This is a genomic window from Streptomyces sp. NPDC048185, assembly GCF_043202495.1.
Classification (GTDB): domain Bacteria; phylum Actinomycetota; class Actinomycetes; order Streptomycetales; family Streptomycetaceae; genus Streptomyces.
In genome coordinates this window covers 316340-335245 of sequence record NZ_JBIDAN010000003.1, presented here as the reverse complement: position 1 = coordinate 335245, position 18906 = coordinate 316340, and the positions used below count along the sequence as shown (strand labels likewise).

Sequence of the window (18906 nt, the reverse complement as noted above, 5' to 3'; positions counted from 1 at the left end):
CACGTTCTCCGGGGTGGCGGCGGCGACAGCGGCGTCGTTCTTGATCTCGGCCATGACGGTTCCCTTTCGTGTGACCCGGCGAGTCCCTCTCGCCGGAAGCGGCTGTTTCACGTGAAACACCGCGTGGATCGGACGGACGGGTGGGTGGGCCCTGGATCAGGTGAGGGCGATGGAGGTGGCGACGGCCGACGAGACCGTGGCACCGATGGAGACACCGGTCCAGAAACCGGGGGCCTCCAGCGCCTCCAGCTCCTGCATCTCCAGCTCCACGTTCTCCGGGGTGGCGGCGGCGACAGCGGCGTCGTTCTTGATCTCGGCCATGACGGTTCCCTTTCGTGTGACCCGGCGAGTCCCTCTCGCCGGGAGCGGCTGTTTCACGTGAAACACCGCGTGGGTCGGACGGGCGGCGGTGCCGTGGATCAGGTGAGGCTGAAGGCGACGGAGACGATCGAGATGCCGACGCTGACGCCCGCGGAGGTGGCCCAGCCCGGCGCCTCCAGCGCCTCCAGCTCCTGCATCTCCAGCTCGGTGACCGCGAGGTCCTGCAGCTCGGTCTCGACGATGTTCTTCTCGCTCATGACGTGCTCCCTCGGTTCGTTGACTGATCGCTTGCCGTTCGGGTGGTGCACCGCTGACCGGACCGGTCCGGCCGGCGGTCGCTCAGGTGAGGCTCCAGGCGACGGAGACCAGCGAGATGCCGACGCTGACGCCCGCGGAGGTGGCCCAGCCCGGCGCCTCCAGCGCCTCCAGCTCCTGCATCTCCAGCTCGGAGACGGCGAGGTCCTGCAGCTCGGTCTCGACGATGTTGTTCTCGCTCATGACGTGCTCCTTCTGTCGTGTCCCGGAGGGTTCCGGGACGGGTCGGTCGTTCCAGCACGGTCGTCCGGCCGGCGGCCGGGTGCCGTGGTGGCTTCATGGACCCCGGGCGGCGGGGGATTCCCGCCCGGGGCCGGCTCGGTGGCCTCGGCCAGGAGCGCGCGCACGTCGGCGGCGCTCAACTCGTCGAGGATGGGAAGGCCGGCGCCCCAGCCGCGCATGATGCGCGTGGTGGCGCGGGCGAGTTGACCGGCGTCGGCGCGCACGGTGCGGTCGATGTGCCAGTCGCTCATCAGCCGGAGCAGACCGGCGGCCGGGTCGTCGGGCAGCCAGGGGGCTCCCGTGCGCAGCACCTGCCACAGGCGGTGGATGCGTTCCGGGCTGCCCAGGCGAGTGTCTCCGTCGAGGGTGTGCCGCCACAGCACCGGCCACAGTGCGGCGACCGTGCGCATCTTGGCCAGGTCCAGTGTGGTGGACAGCTCGTTGGCCATGGCCCAGCACTTCACGGCGTACGGGCTGCGGCCGATGTTGATCCGGCCTATCTGGCTCTCACCGCTCGACTCGGCGATGCGCAGCCGCAGTTCGGCCGGGAGGGGCCGTTGCTCGGCCCGCAGCGCGGCGACCTCGTAGCCGGCCACCAGGATCCGGGAGGCGAGCGCCTCCACGGCGGCGTCCTGCTCGGGCAGTTCGGTGGCGTCCCCGGTGTACGGGCTGACGGTGCGGAACAGCGCTTCCAGGACTCCGTCGGCGACGAGTGCGGGAGGCAGGGTGTCCGTGGACTCGGCTGCCCAGAGGGCGGCGACGGGCCGGAGGCAGGAACCGGTGGCCAGGAACTTGCCGCCGTCGCGGGAGAAGCAGGCCACGGTGCCCAGTTCGCTGCCGGTGCCCAGCGTGGTGGGCACCGCCAGCACTCTGACGTGGGGTCCGAGGGCCGGGGGCAGCACCAGGAAGCCGCTGCGCTGCGGGGCGGTGAGGTACCGGTGGAAGTGCGGGTGGCGGGCGGACAGGGCGGCGAGTTTCGCGAAGTCGAGGGTGGTACCGCCGCCGACGGCGATGACGATCCCCTCGGGGTCGAGTCCGGCGGCCGTCCCGGCCACGGCGTCGAGGCCGGTGGGGCCGTCCAGGACGATCAGGCGCGGCGTCCGGCCCGCCCGCTCCACCTGGGCCAGCACCCCGGTGGTGACCGGCCGGCCGGCGACGGCGGGGTCCGCGATGACGGTGACGGCCCGCGCACCGTCCCGGCGCAGCCAGTCGGCGAGGCGGTCGATGCCTCGCAGCGGAGGCGCCGGCGGGATGAACTCGGGCCGGACGGCCCCCTTGCGGACCTTCGCCGGCCGCCGGACGCGGTGCCCGGCGCCGCCGTCGGCGGCGGTGTCGGCAATCACAGCGGTTGTCACAGCGGGCTCCTGACCACGTCAACTCGTGCTCTGTGTCGGATACGTCGGATCGGATACGGTGGGGGGCCTGCCTCGGCCCAGCTCATTCCTTTGCCGGAAGCGGGGCCGAGGCAGGACCTGCGGCCGGTCTGCGTCCCCCGGGTCGCCGGGGGCGGTGCGGCCGCGGATGCCCGGCTCGTGAGGCGGTCAGGTCGCGACCACGACCGAGACGCTGACGGCGGTGCCGATCGACACGCCGGTCCAGAAGCCCGGGGACTCCAGGGCCTCGAGCTCCTGCATCTCCAGCTCGGCGACCTCGGTCGTGAACTCCTCGGTCTGCGGCGTCTGCTCGTTCATGGGTGACATTCCTTCGGGTGGGCGGGAGCGTGCGGGCGGGGTGGAGCGGGCGGTGCGGGGCGGTTCGCCGGCCGGGCGGTCAGCCGCGGGCGGTGGGCCGGGCGGTGGGCAGCAGGGCGTCGATCCCGGCCTCGACACAGGTCATGAGCTCGTCGACCTCGGCGTCGGAGTAGGTCAGGGACGGCACCAGCTGGATGCCGGCGGGGCCGGGGTGGACGATGGCGCCGGCCTTGCGCACCGCGCCGACCAGGTGGGCCACGCCCGGGGGCGACAGGCGGTGCCCGCCGGGTCCTCCGATGTGCAGGGTGCGGAAGCAGCCCCGGCCGGTGGCGCCGGTGACCAGGGGGTGCCGGTCGACCAGGTCGGTGATGGCGTCGTCCAGGCGGGCGGCCACCCGGCGGCCGGCGACCACCGCGTCCAGGCGGTGCATCTCGGCGATGGCCGCGCTGATCGCCGCGCAGGGCACGGAACTGCCGCCCTGGGTCTCGGCGTGGGTGAGGATCGCGTCCTGCCCGGTGAAGGCGTCGGCGATCTCGTGCGAGAAGACGACCGCCGAGGCGGGGCAGGTGCCGTTGGTCAGGCCCTTGGAGGACAGCAGTACGTCGGGCTGGCCCGGCCAGGTCTGCGAGGCGAAGAAGGTGCCGGTGCGGCCGAAGCCGGTGGCGACCTCGTCGGCGACCAGCAGGTACCCGCTCTCGTCGCGCAGCCGCACGAGTTCGGCGAGGTACTCGTCGGTGAGCGCCACGGTCCCGGTGCCGAGCACCGGCTCGACCACCACGGCCGCGATCTGCCGGCCGCTGCGGGCGACCAGGGTCCGCAGCTCCTCGACGTCGTTGGGCGCGATGTGCCGGATCAGCCGCTGGTCGACACCGTAGGCGCGCTGGCCGAGGTCCTCGCCGGTCAGGGCGAACCCGCCGAAGGTCAGTCCGTGGAAGCTGCCGCGCAGGGCGACGACCAGGTTGCGCTCGGGCCGGCCGCGCAGGGCATGGTAGTGGCGGACGAGCTTCATCGCGGCGTCGTTGGCCACACCGCCGCCGGAGGAGAACAGCACCCGGGCGTAGTGCTCGGTGCCGCACACCGCGAGCAGGTCGTCGGCGGCCTTGCGGGCGTAGGAATTCTCGAACCGGAAGGAGTGCAGGTAGGAGCCGTTGGCGGCGGCCTCGGCGACGGCTGCCGCGATCGCCGCGTTGCCGTAGCCGATGTTGACGTTCCACAGACCGCTGTCGGCGTCCAGCACCTCGGTGCCGTCGGCGAAGGTGATGCGGTGTCCGCGTGCGCTCACCGCGCACTGGGCGTCGGACCCGTGGGTGCTCGGGGCGATCAGGTAGGGCCACAGGGCGCTCATCGGGCGGCCACCGCCTTCAGCAGCGACACCCGGTGACGGTCGCCGGGCCCGCTCAGCGGACGGCGTCCCGCGATCACGAGCCCCGCCTCGGCGAGTTCGGTCTCGATCGCGGCGATGCTCATCGTGCCGACCTCGTCCACGCAGACCGTGACCGGGCCGTCGGCGGGTGCGGACGGCGCGATGGTGACGTAGCGGAAGGCGGCGCCGGCCGGCCAGTACTCGTAGAGGTCGTACAGGGTGCCGCCGGCGCCCTTGACCTGGGCGTGCACCTCGGTGGGTGCCGCGTCGTCGGCACGTTCCATCACCGAGAGCAGGAACTGCCCGCCGGGAGCGAGATGCGCGGCCACCGACCGGTAGAGACCGGCCCGGCCCTCCTCGTCGAGCAGCGACAGGGAGGTGGTGCCGAGGACGATGTGCGCGTACTCACGGCGGAGGTCGAAGGCGGCCATGTCGCCCTGGACCACCGTGCACCGTTCGCGCAGTGCCTTCGGGGCCCTGGCCAGCCGGTTCCTGAGCAGTTCGAGCATGTCGTCGGACAGGTCGAGCGCGGTGACCTCGCGTCCCGTGGCCAGCAGCGGGAGGGTGAAGCGCCCCGCTCCGGCGGCCAGGTCCAGGACCGGTCCGTCACCGGCGGCGCGCACGGCGCCCACGATGTCCCTGATCTCGAAGCCGTCGGCGGCGGCGAGGTCGTCGTAGACGGGGGCGCCCTGCCGGTCGTAGAGGCCGCAGAGCCGGGCGCGGTCGCCGAGCCGGGCGATCCGCTCGCCGCCGAGGCCGGGCGGGCGGGTGAGGGTGGTCGTGGCGGGGGCGGTCATCGGGCACCTACCGGTATACGGGTCTGGAGGGTGAGGCCGCGCTCGGTGAGGAAGGCGCGGGCCCGGTCGAGGACGGGGTCGGGGGCGAGGCCGGCCGCGTCGGGGCCTGCGAGCAGGCACTCCACGGCACCGGCGAAGGCGTGATCGGCGGCGAACACCCGGCCGCCGGCCACGACATAGGCCTGTTCGGCGTTCCACAGCACCAGCGGCAGGTCGGGGTCGGACAGGTCGCCCCCGGTGCCGGCGGCGAGGCCGTCGGTGACCCGGTGGCCGAAGCCCGAGACCTTCAGTCCGCCGATGTCCTGGGCGGTGAGGGCGCGCAGCGCCTTGACGGCGGCGAGGTAGCGGCCGAGGAAGGGGCGCACCTGGAGCGCGGCGGTCCGCGTCTCCTCGGGCACCGCGGCGCCCAGAGCGACCGCGCAGGGCGCCTCGCTGGCGGTGTTGACGTGCTCGTAGCGGGCGAGGAGGTCCGGCAGGGTGTCGCCGACCGTGCCCAGCGGGGAGCCGGTGGGCGAGAGGGAGATCCGGCCCTCGGCGTCGACGTACAGGCGCAGGGCGGGGCCGTCGGCGCCGCGCGGGCCGCCGAGGGCGGCGGTGTCGGCGAGCAGCACGGCGGGCGTGATCAGGAACTCGGGGAAGACGCCCTCGGTGAACGCCCGGTCGGCGTCCGCGAGGAAGGCGGAGAAGTCCGCGGGACCGAAGACGCGGAGCACGGTCGGGCCGAGCACCGACATGAAGGCGCTGGAGGCGTAGTCCTGGGTCTGCAGGTAGAAGTCCTCGCCCAGGGCGAAGTCCTCGCCCGGCTCACTCAGTGACCCGCCGTACGGCACGATGCCGGCCGCGAGGTCGCCGGGGCCAGGCGTGAAGACGAGCGTGCCGGGACCGGTCAGTCCGGAGGCGAGCACGGCGTCGAGGTGACGGGCGTCGGCGAGGACGACGGTGGCGACCGAGGTCCCGGGGACGCCGGCCGGCCGGCGGCCTCCCGAACCCCACGACATGATGTGTTCCTTCGCGCGTCTGCGCGCTTCCGTGTCCATGGCAGTCTGGTCCTTCGTTGCCTGATTGCTGGTGGCTGTGCCTGCTGTCCTGCTGAGCTGCTGAGCTGCTTCGCGTGCTGTCCCCGTCGGGCAAGGGGCGCGGTCTAGACGGCGCTGCGGAGGATCTCCGTGAGGTCGCCGATCGCCTCCTGGGTGCCGAACATCTTGTTGACCCCGGTGGTGTTGAGGACGATCTCGTCGACGCCGGCCTGCCGGTACTCGTCGAGCCGCTTGACCACCGTGTCCGGGTCGCCGGTGACGAAGGCCCCCACGTCCACCGCCCCCCGGGCGACGGCGTGCACGTCCTTGTCCGCGGTGTCGACGCCGGCCCGCCCGAGCATGTCCAGGTAGTGCGGGGCCTGGAAGTGGGCGATGTTGCTGGCCAGCGCGAGCCGCTCGGGCGCCGTGCCGTCCCGCTCCAGGCCCACGGGCACCATGGCGACGATGCGGGGCCGCTCGGTCCGGCCGGCCCGCGCCATGCCTTCCTCGACCGCGGGCACGATCACCTCGCGCAGGTAGGAGGGAGGCGTCAGCCAGGTGATGACCGCGTCCGCGACCTCACCGGCGAGCCGGGCCATGCCGGGTCGCAGGACTCCGAGCCCCACGTCGACGCGGGGTGCGGCGGCCGGGGCGAGCTGTGCCTGGAAGGTGTACTCGGGACCGTCCATGGTCACGACGTCCCCGTCGAGCAGCCGGCGTACGGCCGTCAGGTACTGGCGGGCGACCGCGAGCGGTTTGCCGTAGGGGGCTCCGAGCAGGTTCTGCTGGAAGGCCGGCGCCCCGGGCCCGAAGCCCGCGATCACCGGGTGGCCGGTGGCCAGGGCGACCGAACGCGCCTGGTTGGCGGCCTCGAACGGATGCCGCAGCGGCATCAGCGTCACCCCGAACCCGACCGGGACCCGGAACCCCGCCCCGGCCGCCCCCACGAACGTCTGGTGCGGCTCCAGGATCATCGACTGCCCCTGCCACAACCGCACGGCGGGCGTCCAGTTCACCAGGCCCGCGAACGGCAGCGTCTGTTCCAGCCGACGCGGCACGAACGGGATCAGAACCGAATAATCCGTCATGACGACACATTTCTCTCTGGTAGAGGCAGCGGGAGGCCGGCCGTCGTCCGTGCGTGGCGCGACGGCGGGAAAAGAAGAGGGAAGCGAGAGGGAGGCGAGAGGGGCGGGGAGGGGGCGGTCTCTATCCCCAGTCGTGGTTGTCGTTGACCGAGTCCATCGGGGGCACGCCCCAGTCGTGGTTCCCGTCGGTCGAGTCGACGGGCGGGAGACCCCAGTCGTGGTTGCCGTTGACGACGGCACCGATCAGGCCGGCCAGCGCGTCCGCCGCCTTGGCGGGCAGGGCGCCCAGGTCCGCGGTGCCGGTTCCGGCCGGCGCACCGGCCTGTACGGTGATCCGGGCCTCGGTCGTCCCCGCCGGGGCGGCCGGCGCCTCGGTGGCCTGCGCCATGCCCTGGGCCGCGAGCACCAGCAGTCCGCTGCCCAGCAGCGTCGCGGCGGCGCTGATGCCGTTGCGCACGAAGCCGGTCCGGGTCTCGGCAACAGAGCTCTTCACGATGGTCCCCCCAGTGGTGTCGAGTGGTGCGGTTCCTTGCGGTGTTTCCTGCTGGCGAGGACAACTCTGCCGTTCGGGCCAGCCCCGGACGAGATGATCAGCGTGCAACTTGCTGCGCCACCGCGGTGCCGTTTCCTGCACCGCCTCGGCACCGCCCACCGGGCTCCGCACGAGGGCTTCGGAGCGACGGACCGCCGCGGAGGGCGTCCCGCGCATAGCGCCACAGGTGCCACCCGATGTATGTCTTGGGGAAAGATCACCACAGGTCGTGCACACATGGGGGGAACCGTGTCGCAACCATGTCTGGAGTTCCTCGGCGTCGCCGAGGCCGAGGAGACTCTCTACCGCCGGCTGCTGCGCCAGGGCGTGGGTGACGACCACGACCAGGTCGTCGCCGATGCCGGCGCCGACACCGAGACCGCCGACCGCCTGGTCGAACTGGGCCTGGCCGTCCGCACCCACACCGGAGTGCTGCGCCCGGTCGCTCCCGCGCGGGCGGTCGAGCACCTCATCGACAACCGGCTCGACGCCCTGCAGGAGGAACTGGAGCACGCCGCCCGCACGGGCGGCGTGGTCGAGTCGCTCCAGCAGGAACGGACGACCGCCCCGGCACCGCGACCGGCGGAGGATGCGCCGACCGTCCAGCAGATCGAGGGCATGGAGGCCGTGCGCGCCGTCATCGACGAACTGACCTTCTTCGCCCGCAGCGAGAGCCTGACCACCAATCCCACCGGCATCATCAGCCGGGAGTCGGCCGACTTCTCACGCCCCATCGACCTGCGCATCCTGCGCCGCGGCGTACGCATGCGCACCCTGATGGCCGCCCCCGCCCTGGACGACCGGGCCACCATGTCGTACCTGCACGAACTGGCGGGCAAGGGGGCGGAGATCCGGATCTCGCACCAGCCCCTGGAACGCATGATCATCTGTGACCGGGCGGCGGCGCTCACGCCCCTGGACCCGGCGCACACCGCCAAGGGCGCCCTGCTGACCCGGGAGCCCGGCCTCGTGGCCACCCTGGTCACGCTGTTCGACCGCATGTGGGCGATGGCGCAGGAGCTGCCGACGCCGGACGACGAGCTGCCCACCGAGATCGAGCGCAGGATCCTCAAGACGCTCTACACCGCGGAGAAGGACGAGAGCGGCGCCCGTGACCTGGGCATCTCGGTACGGACCTATCGCAAGCACGTGGCGTCCCTGATGACCCGTCTGCAGGCCACCAACCGCTTCCAGGCCGCCCTGCTGGCCCGTGAACGCGGCTGGTTCTGAGAGGCCGGACACGCGACGGCGACCGGGCCGGAGGAGCCGGGGCCGGCGGGGCTACCGACCCAGCAGTTCCGCCAGCTCGGCCTCCCGCTCGCCCACCTGGGCGGCCAGCTGCCCGGCGATCTCCTCCAGCAGACGGTCGGGATCGTCGGGTGCCAGGCGCAGCATGGCGCCTATCGCGCCCTCCTCCAGCTCCTTGGCGAGCACGGTGAGCAGCTCCCTGCGCCGGTCGAGCCACTCCAGGCGCTCGTACAGCTCCTCGGCGCGGCTGGGCCGCCGCTCGGGCACGGGACCTGCGGCCCACTCCTCCGCCAGGGTCCGCAGCTCGCTCTCGTCACCGCGGGCGTAGGCGGCGTTGACGCGGGTGATGAACTCCTCGCGCCGGGCCCGCTCGCCGTCCTCCTGCGCCAGGTCGGGGTGGGCCTTGCGGGCCAGCTCGCGGTAGAGCCTGCGGGCCTCCTCGCTCGGCCGGACCCGCTTCGGCGGGCGTACCGCCTGGTCCGTGAGCATCGCGGTGGCCTCAGGGAACAGTCCGTCCCCGTCCATCCAGCCGTGCAGCAGCTCCTCGACCCCCGGGATCGGCATCAGCCGGGCCCGTGCCTCGTCGGCCCGGCGGCGGTCCTCGGCGTCACCGCTGCGGGCCGCCCTGGCCTCCAGGATCTGCGCCTCCAGCTCCTCGAGCCGCGCGTACACGGGCCCGAGCCGCTGTTCGTGCAGCCGCGAGAAGTTCTCGACCTCCACACGGAAGGTCTCCAGGGCGATCTCGTACTCGATGAGCGCCTGCTCGGCGGCCCTCACGGCCTGCTCCAGCCGCTCCTCGGGCCGCGGCGCACCGCCCTGCTCGGGCTCAGCTTCCGGGGTCGTCACCCGACCAGCCTAGGGCACGGCGGGCGGGCGCCGTCCGGCCCGCGGCCGGGCCTGCCTCACACCCCCGTCTCGGCCGCGACCCGCCCCGCCCGCACCGCGGCGAGCAGCTCGGCGTGGTCCGCCTCGGTGCGGTCGGCATAGGCCGCGGCGAAGGCGGCCATCGCCTCGTCCAGCTCCTCGTTCTTGCCGCAGTAGCCGGCGACCAGGCGCGGGTCGACGCTGTGCGCGTGGGCGCGGGCCAGCAGGGCGCCCGTCATCCGGCCGTAGTCGTCGAGCTGGTCGGCGGCCAGGGCCGCGGGGTCGACGCTGCCCTTGCGGTTGCGGAACTGCCGCACCTGGAAGGGCCGCCCGTCGACCGAGGTCCAGCCGAGCAGGATGTCGCTGACCACCTGCATGCGCTTCTGTCCGAGCACCACCCGGCGGCCCTCGTGCGCGACCTCGGGAACGTGGAAACCGGCGGTCGCCAGATGGGGCACCAGCGCGGACGACCGGGCCTCCTTCACCTGGAGCACGAGCGGCTCGCCCCGGTGGTCCAGGAGCAGCACGACGTAGGACCGCGTGCCCACGCTGCCCGTACCGACGACGCGGAAGGCGACGTCGTGCACCGCGTACCGGGCCAGCAGCGGCAGCCGGTCCTCGGACAGGGTCGCCAGGTAGGGCCCCAGACAGGCCGCGACCGCCGCCGCCTCCTCGTCCGGCACCCGGCGCAGCACCGGCGGCGCGTCCACGAAGCGGCGCCCGCCGTCCTCGGTGGCCTCGGTCGACCTGGCCGCGAACCGGCCGCTGGTGTTGGCCCGTGCCTTCTCGCTCACCCGCTCCAGCGTGCCGAGCAGGTCGTGGGCGTCGGTGTGGGAGACGAGTTCCTCGTCGGCGATGGCGTTCCAGGCGTCCAGCGCGGGCAGGCGCGCGAGCAGCCGCATGGTGCGCCGGTAGGCGCCGGCCGCGTCGTGGGCGGCTGCCCGGCAGGTGTCCTCGTCGGCGCCGGCCTCCCGGCCCGCGAGCACCAGGGAGGCGGCGAGCCGCTTGAGGTCCCACTCCCAGGGGCCGTGCACCGTCTCGTCGAAGTCGTTCAGGTCGATGACCAGGCCGCCGCGGGCGTCCCCGTACAGCCCGAAGTTGGCCGCGTGCGCGTCGCCGCAGATCTGCGCGCCGATGCCCGTCGCCGGCGTGCGCGCCAGGTCGTACGCCATCAGGCCCGCCGACCCGCGCAGGAAGGCGAACGGCGTGGCCGCCATCCGCCCGGTCCGTATCGGGGTGAGCCCGGGTATCCGGCCGCGGTGGGACTCCTCGACCGCGCTCACGGCGTCCGGCCGGGCCCCGTCCGGGTCGAAGGCCGCGTGCGCGGACCGCGGTACGCGCCCGCGCAGCGCCTTGCCCTCCGCCTTCGGCGACCCGCCCGCGGGCCATCGCGCGAACCCCGGCACCTCCGGCACCCGCCCCGCCCGCACCGCACCGGCTCCCGCACCGGCGCCGTCCGTCGCTCCGGCAGCCGCGCCCGAACCCGCAGCCACCCCGGTCACCTCGGCCATCCGACCGCCCTCCCCGACTCCCGTACCGACCCGCACACCCGCCCCGGCGCACCACGGCGAACCCGCCCGCGCCCAGGCGGCACTCCCCGCCCGCACACACCGGACGCTCCCGCCGCCCTGGACGCGCCACGACCGTACAGCCGGCCGGGCCGCCCGTACACGGACCCCCGGGTCACCTCCCCATAACGCCGGGCAGGGGGCACAACGGGAGGTCCCCCCGGCCCACCGGCACGACTTACGGTTTCGGCGATCACCACGGGAGCGCGTCCCCCGAAGCACTCAGCCTGCCCCGCGCCCGGGGGACGCGCCCCCCGTCATGCCCATCCCGCCGTCTTCTTCCCCAGGGGCTGCCCCCACCGAGGAGACCGAGGAGACCGAGGAGCCCGCCATGACCCCCACCACCCCCGACGATCCCGGCACCGAGCCCGGCATCAGCCGCAAGACCCTGCTCAGGGCGGCCGTCGCCGCCGGTGCCGCCGTCCCGCTGCTCGCCACCGGCGCCGTCGCCCTCGCCCGGGACTCCGCCCGCGCACCGGGCACGACCCTGGCACCGACACCCTTCTGCGACGACGGCGACGACCCCACGCCCGACCAGATCGAGGGCCCCTACTTCAAGCCGAACTCCCCGTTGCGCACCGACCTGACCGCCCCGGGCATCGCCGGCACCCGGCTGACCGTCAGCGGCTACGTCTTCGGCCGCAACTGCGTCCCCCTGTCCGGCGTCCTGCTCGACTTCTGGCAGGCGGACGGCGCGGGCGCCTACGACATGGCCGGCTACACGCTCCGCGGCCACCAGTTCACCGACGCCACCGGCGCGTTCACCCTGCGCACGATCGTCCCCGGCCTCTACCCGGGCCGCACCCGGCACCTCCACGTCAAGGCCCAGGCACCCGGCGAACCGGTGCTGACCACCCAGCTGTACTTCCCCGGCGAACCGCGCAACAGCACCGACACGATCTTCGACCCGGCGCTGCTCATGAACGTCCGCGACGCGGGCGGCGGCAAGGAGGCCACGTTCGACTTCGTGCTGAACGTGGACGGCGGCCCCGGCCCGGGCACCCCGACCGACCCGCCCACCGACCCGCCCGGCGGCACCTGGTCCCCCGGCCGCGCCTACGCCGCCGGCGACCGCGTGACGTACGGCTCCGGCGCCTACCGCTGCCTGCAGGCCCACACGTCGATGACCGGTTGGGAGCCGCCCAACGTGCCCGCCCTGTGGCACCGGGAGTGACGCCCCCGAGGTGAGACCTTCCTCACAGCCCCTGAGCGAGAGAGGCCGACAACGCGGAAGCCCCCCAGGTCCGAGACCTGGGGGGCTTCCGTCCGGTGCGCGAGGGGGGAGTTGAACCCCCACGCCCTTGCGGGCACTGGAACCTGAATCCAGCGCGTCTGCCTATTCCGCCACCCGCGCATTGGGTGTGTCCTCGGGCTCCGTTCCTTTCGGCCCGGCGCCTTCCGACACCCAGAACATTAGCACGCTGAACGGGGTGGGTTCACATCCCTTGTTCGCCGGTGGGCGGCCCCTTCCGGGCCGGCCGGGCACTCGTACCGGCCCGTGCCCGTTCACGTATCAACCTCGTACCGGTCCGGCTCGTCTCCCCAGGAGCCGGTAGGGGTCCACAGTCAGGTGCGGGACACTGGTCCACGGCCGCCTCTACGATCCTGGGCATGAGGACCTGCGGGAGCAGCTTCGAACAGCCGGGGGAGTTCGAAGAGGAGCTCCAGCGGGAACTCCGAGAGGCGTCGACACCCGTCGACGGGGCCGACAGGGGGAACCAGCCGATCGACCGGCGCGTGGATACGATCAGTAAGCAGTACCAGGTGGACAGTGCCCGGACACGCGGCACGGCGAGCGGCACGACGAGCAGTACGCAAGGCAGTGGACAGGACGGCAGCGACGGAGGAGGTGCCCCATGGGAGTCCTGAAGAAGTTCGAGCAGCGTCTCGAAGGTCTGGTCAACGGCACCTTCGCGAAGGTGTTCAAGTCCGAGGTGCAGCCCGTGGAGATCGCGGGAGCGCTCCAGCGCGAATGCGACAACAACGCGACCATCTGGAACCGCGACCGCACCGTCGTACCCAATGACTTCATCGTGGAGCTGAGCACGCCCGACTTCGAGCGGCTCAGCCCCTACTCCGGCCAGCTCGGCGACGAGCTCGCCGGCATGGTACGCGACTACGCCAAGCAGCAGCGCTACACCTTCATGGGACCGATCAAGGTCCACCTGGAGAAGGCGGACGACCTCGACACCGGCCTGTACCGGGTCCGCAGCCGTACGCTCGCCTCCTCCAGCAGCCAGCAGGGCGGCCCGGGCCCCGCGGGACCCGCCGCGCCCCCCGCTCCCTCCGGACGGCCCGGCGCACCGGCCGGCGGCTACGGCTACCCGCCGGCCGCCCCCGCGGGCGCCCCGCCCATGCCGGCCGCCCCGCCGCCCGGCGGACGCCCCGGCGGCTACGGCTACCCGCAGCCCGCGGGCGGCCAGCACCCCCCGGCCGCTCCCGGCCCCCGCACCCGCCACTGGATCGAGATCAACGGCACCCGCCATCAGATCTCCCGCGCGACCCTCGTCCTCGGACGCAGCACCGAGGCCGACGTGCGGATCGACGACCCCGGCGTCTCCCGCCGGCACTGCGAGATCCGGACCGGAACGCCCTCGACGATCCAGGATCTCGGGTCCACCAACGGCATCGTGGTGGACGGGCAGCACACCACCCGCGCTACGCTCCGCGACGGCTCGCGGATCGTCGTGGGCAGCACCACCGTTATCTATAGGCAAGCCGAAGGGTGATCCGGGGGCAATGTCAGAGCTGACCCTCACGGTCATGCGGCTGGGTTTCCTGGCCGTACTGTGGCTGTTCGTGATCGTGGCCGTGCAGGTCATCCGCAGCGACCTGTTCGGTACGCGGGTCACCCAGCGCGGATCGCGGCGCGACTCACGACCGCAGCAGGCCGCGCGCCAGGGCCAGGCGCCTCCACCGCAGCGCCAGCAGCCGAGCGGCGGCCGGGGCCGCCGCAACGCGCCCACCAAACTCGTCGTGACGGAGGGCACCCTCACCGGCACCACCGTCGCCCTCCAGGGCCAGACCATCACGCTCGGCCGGGCACACGACTCGACGATCGTGCTGGACGACGACTACGCCTCCAGCCGCCATGCCAGGATCTACCCGGACCGCGACGGCCAGTGGATCGTCGAGGACCTGGGCTCCACCAACGGCACCTACCTGGACCGGTCCCGGCTGACGTCCCCCACACCCATCGGTCCGGGGGCGCCGATCCGCATCGGCAAGACCGTCATCGAGCTGCGGAAGTAGTGCTACACCAATGAATGAGCGCGAGCGGAGCGAGCACGCAGCGGCGGCCGGCACGCCGGGCCACGGCGCGCTCCCGACCGGAGGGTGGGCAGTGTGGCTCGACACGACCGGCTGCAGTCCGAGCCGACGGGCGAGGTGCGCATGAGTCTGTCACTGCGCTTCGCCGCCGGATCGCACAAGGGCATGATCCGGGAGGGCAACGAGGACTCCGGTTACGCCGGCCCCCGCCTGCTCGCCATCGCCGACGGCATGGGCGGCCAGGCCGCCGGAGAGGTCGCCTCCTCCGAGGTGATCTCCACCATCGTCGCCCTCGACGACGACGTGCCCGGCTCCGACATCCTCACCTCCCTCGGCACCGCCGTGCAGCGCGCCAACGACCAGCTGCGGCACATGGTCGAGGAGGACCCCGCCCTCGAGGGCATGGGCACCACCCTCACCGCCCTGCTCTGGACCGGCCAGCGCCTCGGCCTCGTCCACGTCGGCGACTCCCGCGCCTACCTCCTGCGCGACGGCGTCCTCACCCAGATCACGCAGGACCACACCTGGGTGCAGCGCCTCGTCGACGAGGGACGCATCACCGAGGAGGAGGCCGGCACCCACCCGCAGCGCTCCCTGCTGATGCGGGCCCTCGGCAGCGGCGACCACGTCGAACCCGACCTGTCCATCCGCGAGGTGCGGGCCGGCGACCGCTACCTCATCTGCTCCGACGGGCTCTCCGGCGTCGTCTCCCACCAGACCCTCGAGGACACCCTCGCCAGCTACCAGGGCCCCCAGGAGACCGTGCAGGAGCTGATCCAGCTCGCCCTGCGCGGCGGCGGCCCCGACAACATCACCGTCATCGTCGCCGACGTCCTCGACCTCGACACCGGCGACACCCTCGCCGGACAGCTCTCCGACACGCCCGTCGTCGTCGGCGCCGTCGCCGAGAACCAGGCCCAGTTCGGCGACAACGGCATCATGCAGACCCCGGCCGGCCGCGCGGCCGGCCTCGGCCGCCAGGGCGGCGGCCGGCACGGCGGGGGCGGCGAGTTCGGCCCGCCCGGCAGCGGCGACACCACCGGCTACATCCCCGCCGGCGGCTTCGGCGACTACGGCGACGACGACTTCGTCAAACCCCGCAAGAACCACAAGTGGCTCAAGCGGTCCTTCTACACCGTCCTCGCCCTCGCCGTCGTCGGCGGCGGCCTCTACGGCGGCTGGCGCTGGACCCAGACCCAGTACTACGTGGGCACCAACAACGACCACGTCGCCCTCTACCGGGGCATCAGCCAGGACCTGGCCTGGGTCTCGCTCTCCAAGGTCCAGAAGGACCACCCCGAGATCGAACTGAAGTACCTGCCGCCCTACCAGCAGAAACTCGTCGAGTCGACCATCGCCGAAGGCGACCTGAACGACGCCCGGGCAAAGATCGAAGAGCTGTCGGTACAGGCCTCCGCATGCCGGAAGCAGGCCGAACGACGTGCCGCGGACAGCGAGAACGCGAAGACGGGCGAAGGCGAGGCAGGAGGCACCACGGGAACCACACCCGCCTCCTTCACGTCCAAGGCCACACCTTCACCGACCGCGTCGGAGTCACCGAAGACGCCCGAATCGTCCCCGTCCCCGTCCACGACCGCACCCACTACCAGCCCCGGCCCCAGCCTCTCGGAGGAAGAGCAGAAGGTCGTCTCGCTGTGCGGTAAGCAGTAGGCAAGCCGTGAGAGGCCCCGTCACACGATGAGCAGTACTTCCAACTCGCCGACGCACCACACGTCCACGATCGGCTCCATCGGCGCGCCCAGCCGCCGCAACACCGAGCTGGCCCTGCTGGTGTTCGCCGTCGTCATCCCGGTCTTCGCCTACGCCAACGTGGGCCTGGCCATCAACGACGAGGTACCCGCCGGACTGCTGAGCTACGGCCTCGGCCTCGGCCTGCTGGCCGGCGTCGGCCACCTGGTCGTGCGCAAGTTCGCGCCCTACGCGGACCCCCTGCTGCTGCCGCTGGCCACCCTGCTCAACGGCCTCGGACTCGTCGCCATCTGGCGTCTGGACCAGTCCGAACTGCTCCAGGACATCAAGCAGGCCGGCAACGCCGCACCCCGCCAGCTGATGTACACCGCGCTGGGCATCGCCCTGTTCGTGGCCGTGATGATCTTCCTCAAGGACCACCGCGTCCTGCAGCGCTACACCTACATCTCCATGGTCGGCGCCCTCTTCCTGCTGCTGCTCCCGCTGGTCCCGGGCCTCGGCGTGAACATCTACGGCGCCAAGATCTGGATCCAGGTCGGCTCCTTCTCCATCCAGCCCGGAGAGTTCGCGAAGATCGTCCTGGCGATCTTCTTCGCCGGCTACCTGATGGTGAAGCGCGACGCCCTCGCCCTCGCCAGCCGCCGCTTCATGGGCCTCTACCTGCCCCGCGGCCGCGACCTCGGCCCCATCCTGGTCGTCTGGATCGTCTCGATCCTCATCCTCGTCTTCGAGACCGACCTCGGCACGTCGCTGCTCTTCTTCGGCATGTTCGTGATCATGCTGTACGTCGCCACCGAACGGACCAGCTGGATCGTCTTCGGTCTGCTGATGTCCGCGGTCGGCGCCGTCGGCGTGGCCAGCTTCGAACCCCACATCCAGCAGCGCGTCGACGCCTGGCTCGACCCGATGGGCGAGTACCTGCTCTCCCGCCAGAACGTCGTCGGCCACTCCGAGCAGGCCATGCAGGCACTGTGGGCCTTCGGCTCCGGCGGCACCCTCGGCACCGGCTGGGGCCAGGGCCACTCCGAGCTCATCCGCTTCGCCGCCAACTCCGACTTCATCCTCGCCACCTTCGGCGAGGAACTCGGCCTGGCCGGTCTCATGGCCCTGCTCCTGCTCTACGCACTCATCGTGGAGCGCGGCGTCCGCACCGCCCTCGCGGCCCGCGACCCCTTCGGCAAGCTCCTCGCCATCGGCCTGTCCGGCGCCTTCGCGCTCCAGGTGTTCGTCGTGGCAGGCGGTGTGATGGGCCTCATCCCGCTCACCGGTATGACGATGCCCTTCCTGGCCTACGGCGGATCCTCCGTCATCGCCAACTGGGCCCTCATCGGCATCCTGCTGCGCATCAGCGACACCGCACGCAGGCCCGCCCCCGCACCCGCCGCCAACCCCGACGCCGAGATGACCCAGGTGGTCCGACCGTGAACAAGCCCCTGCGCCGCATCGCGATCTTCTGCGGACTCCTGGTCCTCACCCTGCTCATCCGCGACAACTGGCTCCAGTACGTCCAGGCCGACGAACTGAAGAACGACGAGGCCAACCGCCGCGTCGCCATCGAGCGCTACGCCACCCCCCGCGGCGACATCATCGTCGACGGCAAGGCCATCACCGGACACGCCACCACCGAGGGCGACTTCAAGTACAAGCGCACCTACAAGGACGGCGCCATGTGGGCGCCCGTCACCGGCTACGTCTCCCAGGCCTACGGCGCCACGCAGCTCGAGAACATCGACGACGGCATCCTCACCGGCAACGACGACCGGCTCTTCTTCCGCAACACCCTCGACATGCTCACCGGCAAGAAGCGCGAGGGCGGCAACGTCGTCACCACCCTGAGCACCGCCGCGCAGAAGGCGGCCTACGAGGGCCTGAAGAAGCAGGGCGGCAAGGGCGCCGTCGCCGCCATCGAGCCCTCCACCGGCAAGATCCTCGCCCTGGCCTCGTACCCCTCGTACGACCCCTCGACGATCGCCGGCGGCGGCACTGCGGACGGCAAGGCCTGGAACAAGATCATCGAGAAGAACAACCCCGACAAGCCGATGCTCAACCGGGCCCTGCGCGAGGTCTACCCGCCCGGGTCGACCTTCAAGGTCGTCACCGCCGCGGCCGCGCTGGAGCACGGCAAGTACACCTCGGCCGACGAGAAGACCGACTCCCCGCTGCCGTGGACCATGCCCGGCACCAGCACCCCGCTGAACAACGAGGGCGACCTCCCCTGCGAGAACGCCACCCTCCGCGAGGCCCTGCGCGTCTCCTGCAACACCGTCTTCGGCAAGATCGGCTACGACCTCGGCAACGACAAGATGCTCGAGACCGCCAAGAAGTTCGGCTTCACCGAGGAGCAGTTCGTCCCCGTCCGCTCCAGCGCCTCCGTCTTCTCCGACGACATGAACGACTCGCAGGTCGCGCTCTCCTCCATCGGCCAGTTCAACACCGCCGCCACCCCGCTGCAGATGGCCATGGTCACCTCGGCCATCGCCAACAACGGCACCCTGATGAAGCCGTACATGGTCGACGAACTCCAGGCCCCGAGCCTCGACACCATCGAGAAGACGGACCCGCAGGAGATGAGCAAGCCGCTCTCCCCGGAGAACGCGCAGATCCTGCAGTCGATGATGGAGACCGTCGTCAAGGACGGCACGGGAACCAACGCGCAGATCGACGGCGTCACCGTAGGCGGCAAGACCGGTACCGCACAGCACGGCGTCGAGAACAGCGAGAACCCGTACGCCTGGTTCATCTCGTACGCCAAGACCGGCGACGGCGGATCGCCGGTCGCCGTGGCCGTGGTGGTCGAGGACGAGAACGCCAGCCGCGACGACATCTCCGGCGGCGGCCTCGCGGCCCCGATCGCGAAGAGCGTGATGGAGGCCGTCATCAACAGCAAGAAGTGACCAAGCG

General features: G+C 72.2%; 19 protein-coding genes and 1 tRNA gene. 7 read left to right on the top strand and 13 right to left on the bottom strand.

Annotated features, from left to right (window positions below):
- Positions 1 to 156 precede the first annotated feature (156 nt).
- The 10 genes from ACGF3H_RS12065 to ACGF3H_RS12020 all read right to left on the bottom strand — a co-directional run bounded on the left by ACGF3H_RS12065 (position 157) and on the right by ACGF3H_RS12020 (position 7306).
- Positions 157 to 321: a daptide-type RiPP gene (locus ACGF3H_RS12065; protein ID WP_225634765.1), complete on the bottom strand. Its 165-nt coding sequence runs from the start codon at positions 319 to 321 to the stop codon at positions 157 to 159.
- A gap of 98 nt (positions 322 to 419) precedes the next feature.
- Positions 420 to 578, bottom strand: a complete 159-nt coding sequence (locus ACGF3H_RS12060; RefSeq protein ID WP_362486287.1) for a daptide-type RiPP — start codon at positions 576 to 578, stop codon at positions 420 to 422.
- Positions 579 to 660: 82 nt separating this feature from the next.
- Positions 661 to 819, bottom strand: coding sequence for a daptide-type RiPP (locus tag ACGF3H_RS12055; protein WP_279564402.1), 159 nt, complete (start codon positions 817 to 819; stop codon positions 661 to 663).
- Positions 816 to 2213 (bottom strand): daptide-type RiPP biosynthesis dehydogenase, encoded by a 1398-nt coding sequence (gene mpaC / locus ACGF3H_RS12050; protein ID WP_362486282.1) that lies wholly within the window; start codon positions 2211 to 2213, stop codon positions 816 to 818. The genes ACGF3H_RS12055 and mpaC overlap by 4 nt, the downstream gene beginning before the upstream one ends.
- Positions 2214 to 2399: 186 nt before the next feature.
- Positions 2400 to 2549 carry a daptide-type RiPP gene (locus ACGF3H_RS12045; protein WP_362486279.1) on the bottom strand — a complete coding sequence of 50 codons (150 nt, stop codon included), beginning with the start codon at positions 2547 to 2549 and terminating at the stop codon, positions 2400 to 2402.
- A gap of 79 nt (positions 2550 to 2628) precedes the next feature.
- Positions 2629 to 3894 (bottom strand): daptide-type RiPP biosynthesis aminotransferase, encoded by a 1266-nt coding sequence (gene mpaD, locus ACGF3H_RS12040; protein WP_362486276.1) that lies wholly within the window; start codon positions 3892 to 3894, stop codon positions 2629 to 2631.
- Complete coding sequence (gene mpaM / locus ACGF3H_RS12035; RefSeq protein ID WP_362486273.1) at positions 3891 to 4709, bottom strand: daptide-type RiPP biosynthesis methyltransferase; 819 nt, start codon at positions 4707 to 4709, stop codon at positions 3891 to 3893. The genes mpaD and mpaM overlap by 4 nt, the downstream gene beginning before the upstream one ends.
- The gene (gene mpaB, locus ACGF3H_RS12030) at positions 4706 to 5746 is read right to left on the bottom strand and encodes a daptide biosynthesis RiPP recognition protein (protein ID WP_362486270.1); all 1041 of its coding nucleotides are present in this window, start codon (positions 5744 to 5746) and stop codon (positions 4706 to 4708) included. Before mpaB ends, mpaM begins: the two co-directional genes overlap by 4 nt.
- 104 nt (positions 5747 to 5850) lie before the next feature.
- Positions 5851 to 6813, bottom strand: a complete 963-nt coding sequence (locus tag ACGF3H_RS12025) for an LLM class flavin-dependent oxidoreductase (RefSeq protein ID WP_362486267.1) — start codon at positions 6811 to 6813, stop codon at positions 5851 to 5853.
- A gap of 121 nt (positions 6814 to 6934) precedes the next feature.
- Entirely contained in the window at positions 6935 to 7306 is a 372-nt protein-coding gene (locus ACGF3H_RS12020) for a hypothetical protein (protein WP_362486264.1), read from the bottom strand.
- Between the two features lie 288 nt (positions 7307 to 7594).
- Here ACGF3H_RS12020 and ACGF3H_RS12015 point away from each other — a divergent pair, with 288 nt between their 5' ends.
- Complete coding sequence (locus tag ACGF3H_RS12015; protein ID WP_362486261.1) at positions 7595 to 8575, top strand: LuxR C-terminal-related transcriptional regulator; 981 nt, start codon at positions 7595 to 7597, stop codon at positions 8573 to 8575.
- Between the two features lie 51 nt (positions 8576 to 8626).
- Here the strand turns inward: ACGF3H_RS12015 and ACGF3H_RS12010 are convergent, their stop codons facing one another.
- Together ACGF3H_RS12010 and ACGF3H_RS12005 are read right to left on the bottom strand one after the other, a co-directional pair.
- Positions 8627 to 9439, bottom strand: coding sequence for a hypothetical protein (locus ACGF3H_RS12010; RefSeq protein ID WP_362486259.1), 813 nt, complete (start codon positions 9437 to 9439; stop codon positions 8627 to 8629).
- A 56-nt stretch (positions 9440 to 9495) separates the two neighbouring features.
- The gene (locus ACGF3H_RS12005) at positions 9496 to 10968 is read right to left on the bottom strand and encodes a DUF2252 domain-containing protein (protein WP_362486256.1); all 1473 of its coding nucleotides are present in this window, start codon (positions 10966 to 10968) and stop codon (positions 9496 to 9498) included.
- Positions 10969 to 11356: 388 nt separating this feature from the next.
- Between ACGF3H_RS12005 and ACGF3H_RS12000 the strand changes: the two genes are divergently transcribed.
- Positions 11357 to 12199 carry a carbohydrate-binding protein gene (locus ACGF3H_RS12000; RefSeq protein WP_362486253.1) on the top strand — a complete coding sequence of 281 codons (843 nt, stop codon included), beginning with the start codon at positions 11357 to 11359 and terminating at the stop codon, positions 12197 to 12199.
- 96 nt (positions 12200 to 12295) lie between these two features.
- On the opposite strand, the gene ACGF3H_RS11995 is transcribed toward ACGF3H_RS12000, so the two are convergent.
- Positions 12296 to 12379 (bottom strand) — tRNA-Leu (locus ACGF3H_RS11995).
- 502 nt (positions 12380 to 12881) lie between these two features.
- Between ACGF3H_RS11995 and ACGF3H_RS11990 the strand changes: the two genes are divergently transcribed.
- The 5 genes from ACGF3H_RS11990 to ACGF3H_RS11970 all read left to right on the top strand — a co-directional run bounded on the left by ACGF3H_RS11990 (position 12882) and on the right by ACGF3H_RS11970 (position 18899).
- Complete coding sequence (locus ACGF3H_RS11990; protein WP_362486250.1) at positions 12882 to 13754, top strand: DUF3662 and FHA domain-containing protein; 873 nt, start codon at positions 12882 to 12884, stop codon at positions 13752 to 13754.
- A 10-nt stretch (positions 13755 to 13764) separates the two neighbouring features.
- Positions 13765 to 14277: an FHA domain-containing protein gene (locus tag ACGF3H_RS11985; protein ID WP_362486247.1), complete on the top strand. Its 513-nt coding sequence runs from the start codon at positions 13765 to 13767 to the stop codon at positions 14275 to 14277.
- Between the two features lie 141 nt (positions 14278 to 14418).
- On the top strand, positions 14419 to 15966 hold the full coding sequence (locus ACGF3H_RS11980; protein ID WP_362486245.1) for a Stp1/IreP family PP2C-type Ser/Thr phosphatase: 1548 nt from the start codon (positions 14419 to 14421) through the stop codon (positions 15964 to 15966).
- Between the two features lie 27 nt (positions 15967 to 15993).
- Entirely contained in the window at positions 15994 to 17430 is a 1437-nt protein-coding gene (locus ACGF3H_RS11975; protein WP_362486243.1) for an FtsW/RodA/SpoVE family cell cycle protein, read from the top strand.
- Positions 17427 to 18899 (top strand): penicillin-binding protein 2, encoded by a 1473-nt coding sequence (locus ACGF3H_RS11970; protein WP_362486241.1) that lies wholly within the window; start codon positions 17427 to 17429, stop codon positions 18897 to 18899. Before ACGF3H_RS11975 ends, ACGF3H_RS11970 begins: the two co-directional genes overlap by 4 nt.
- Positions 18900 to 18906 lie beyond the last annotated feature (7 nt).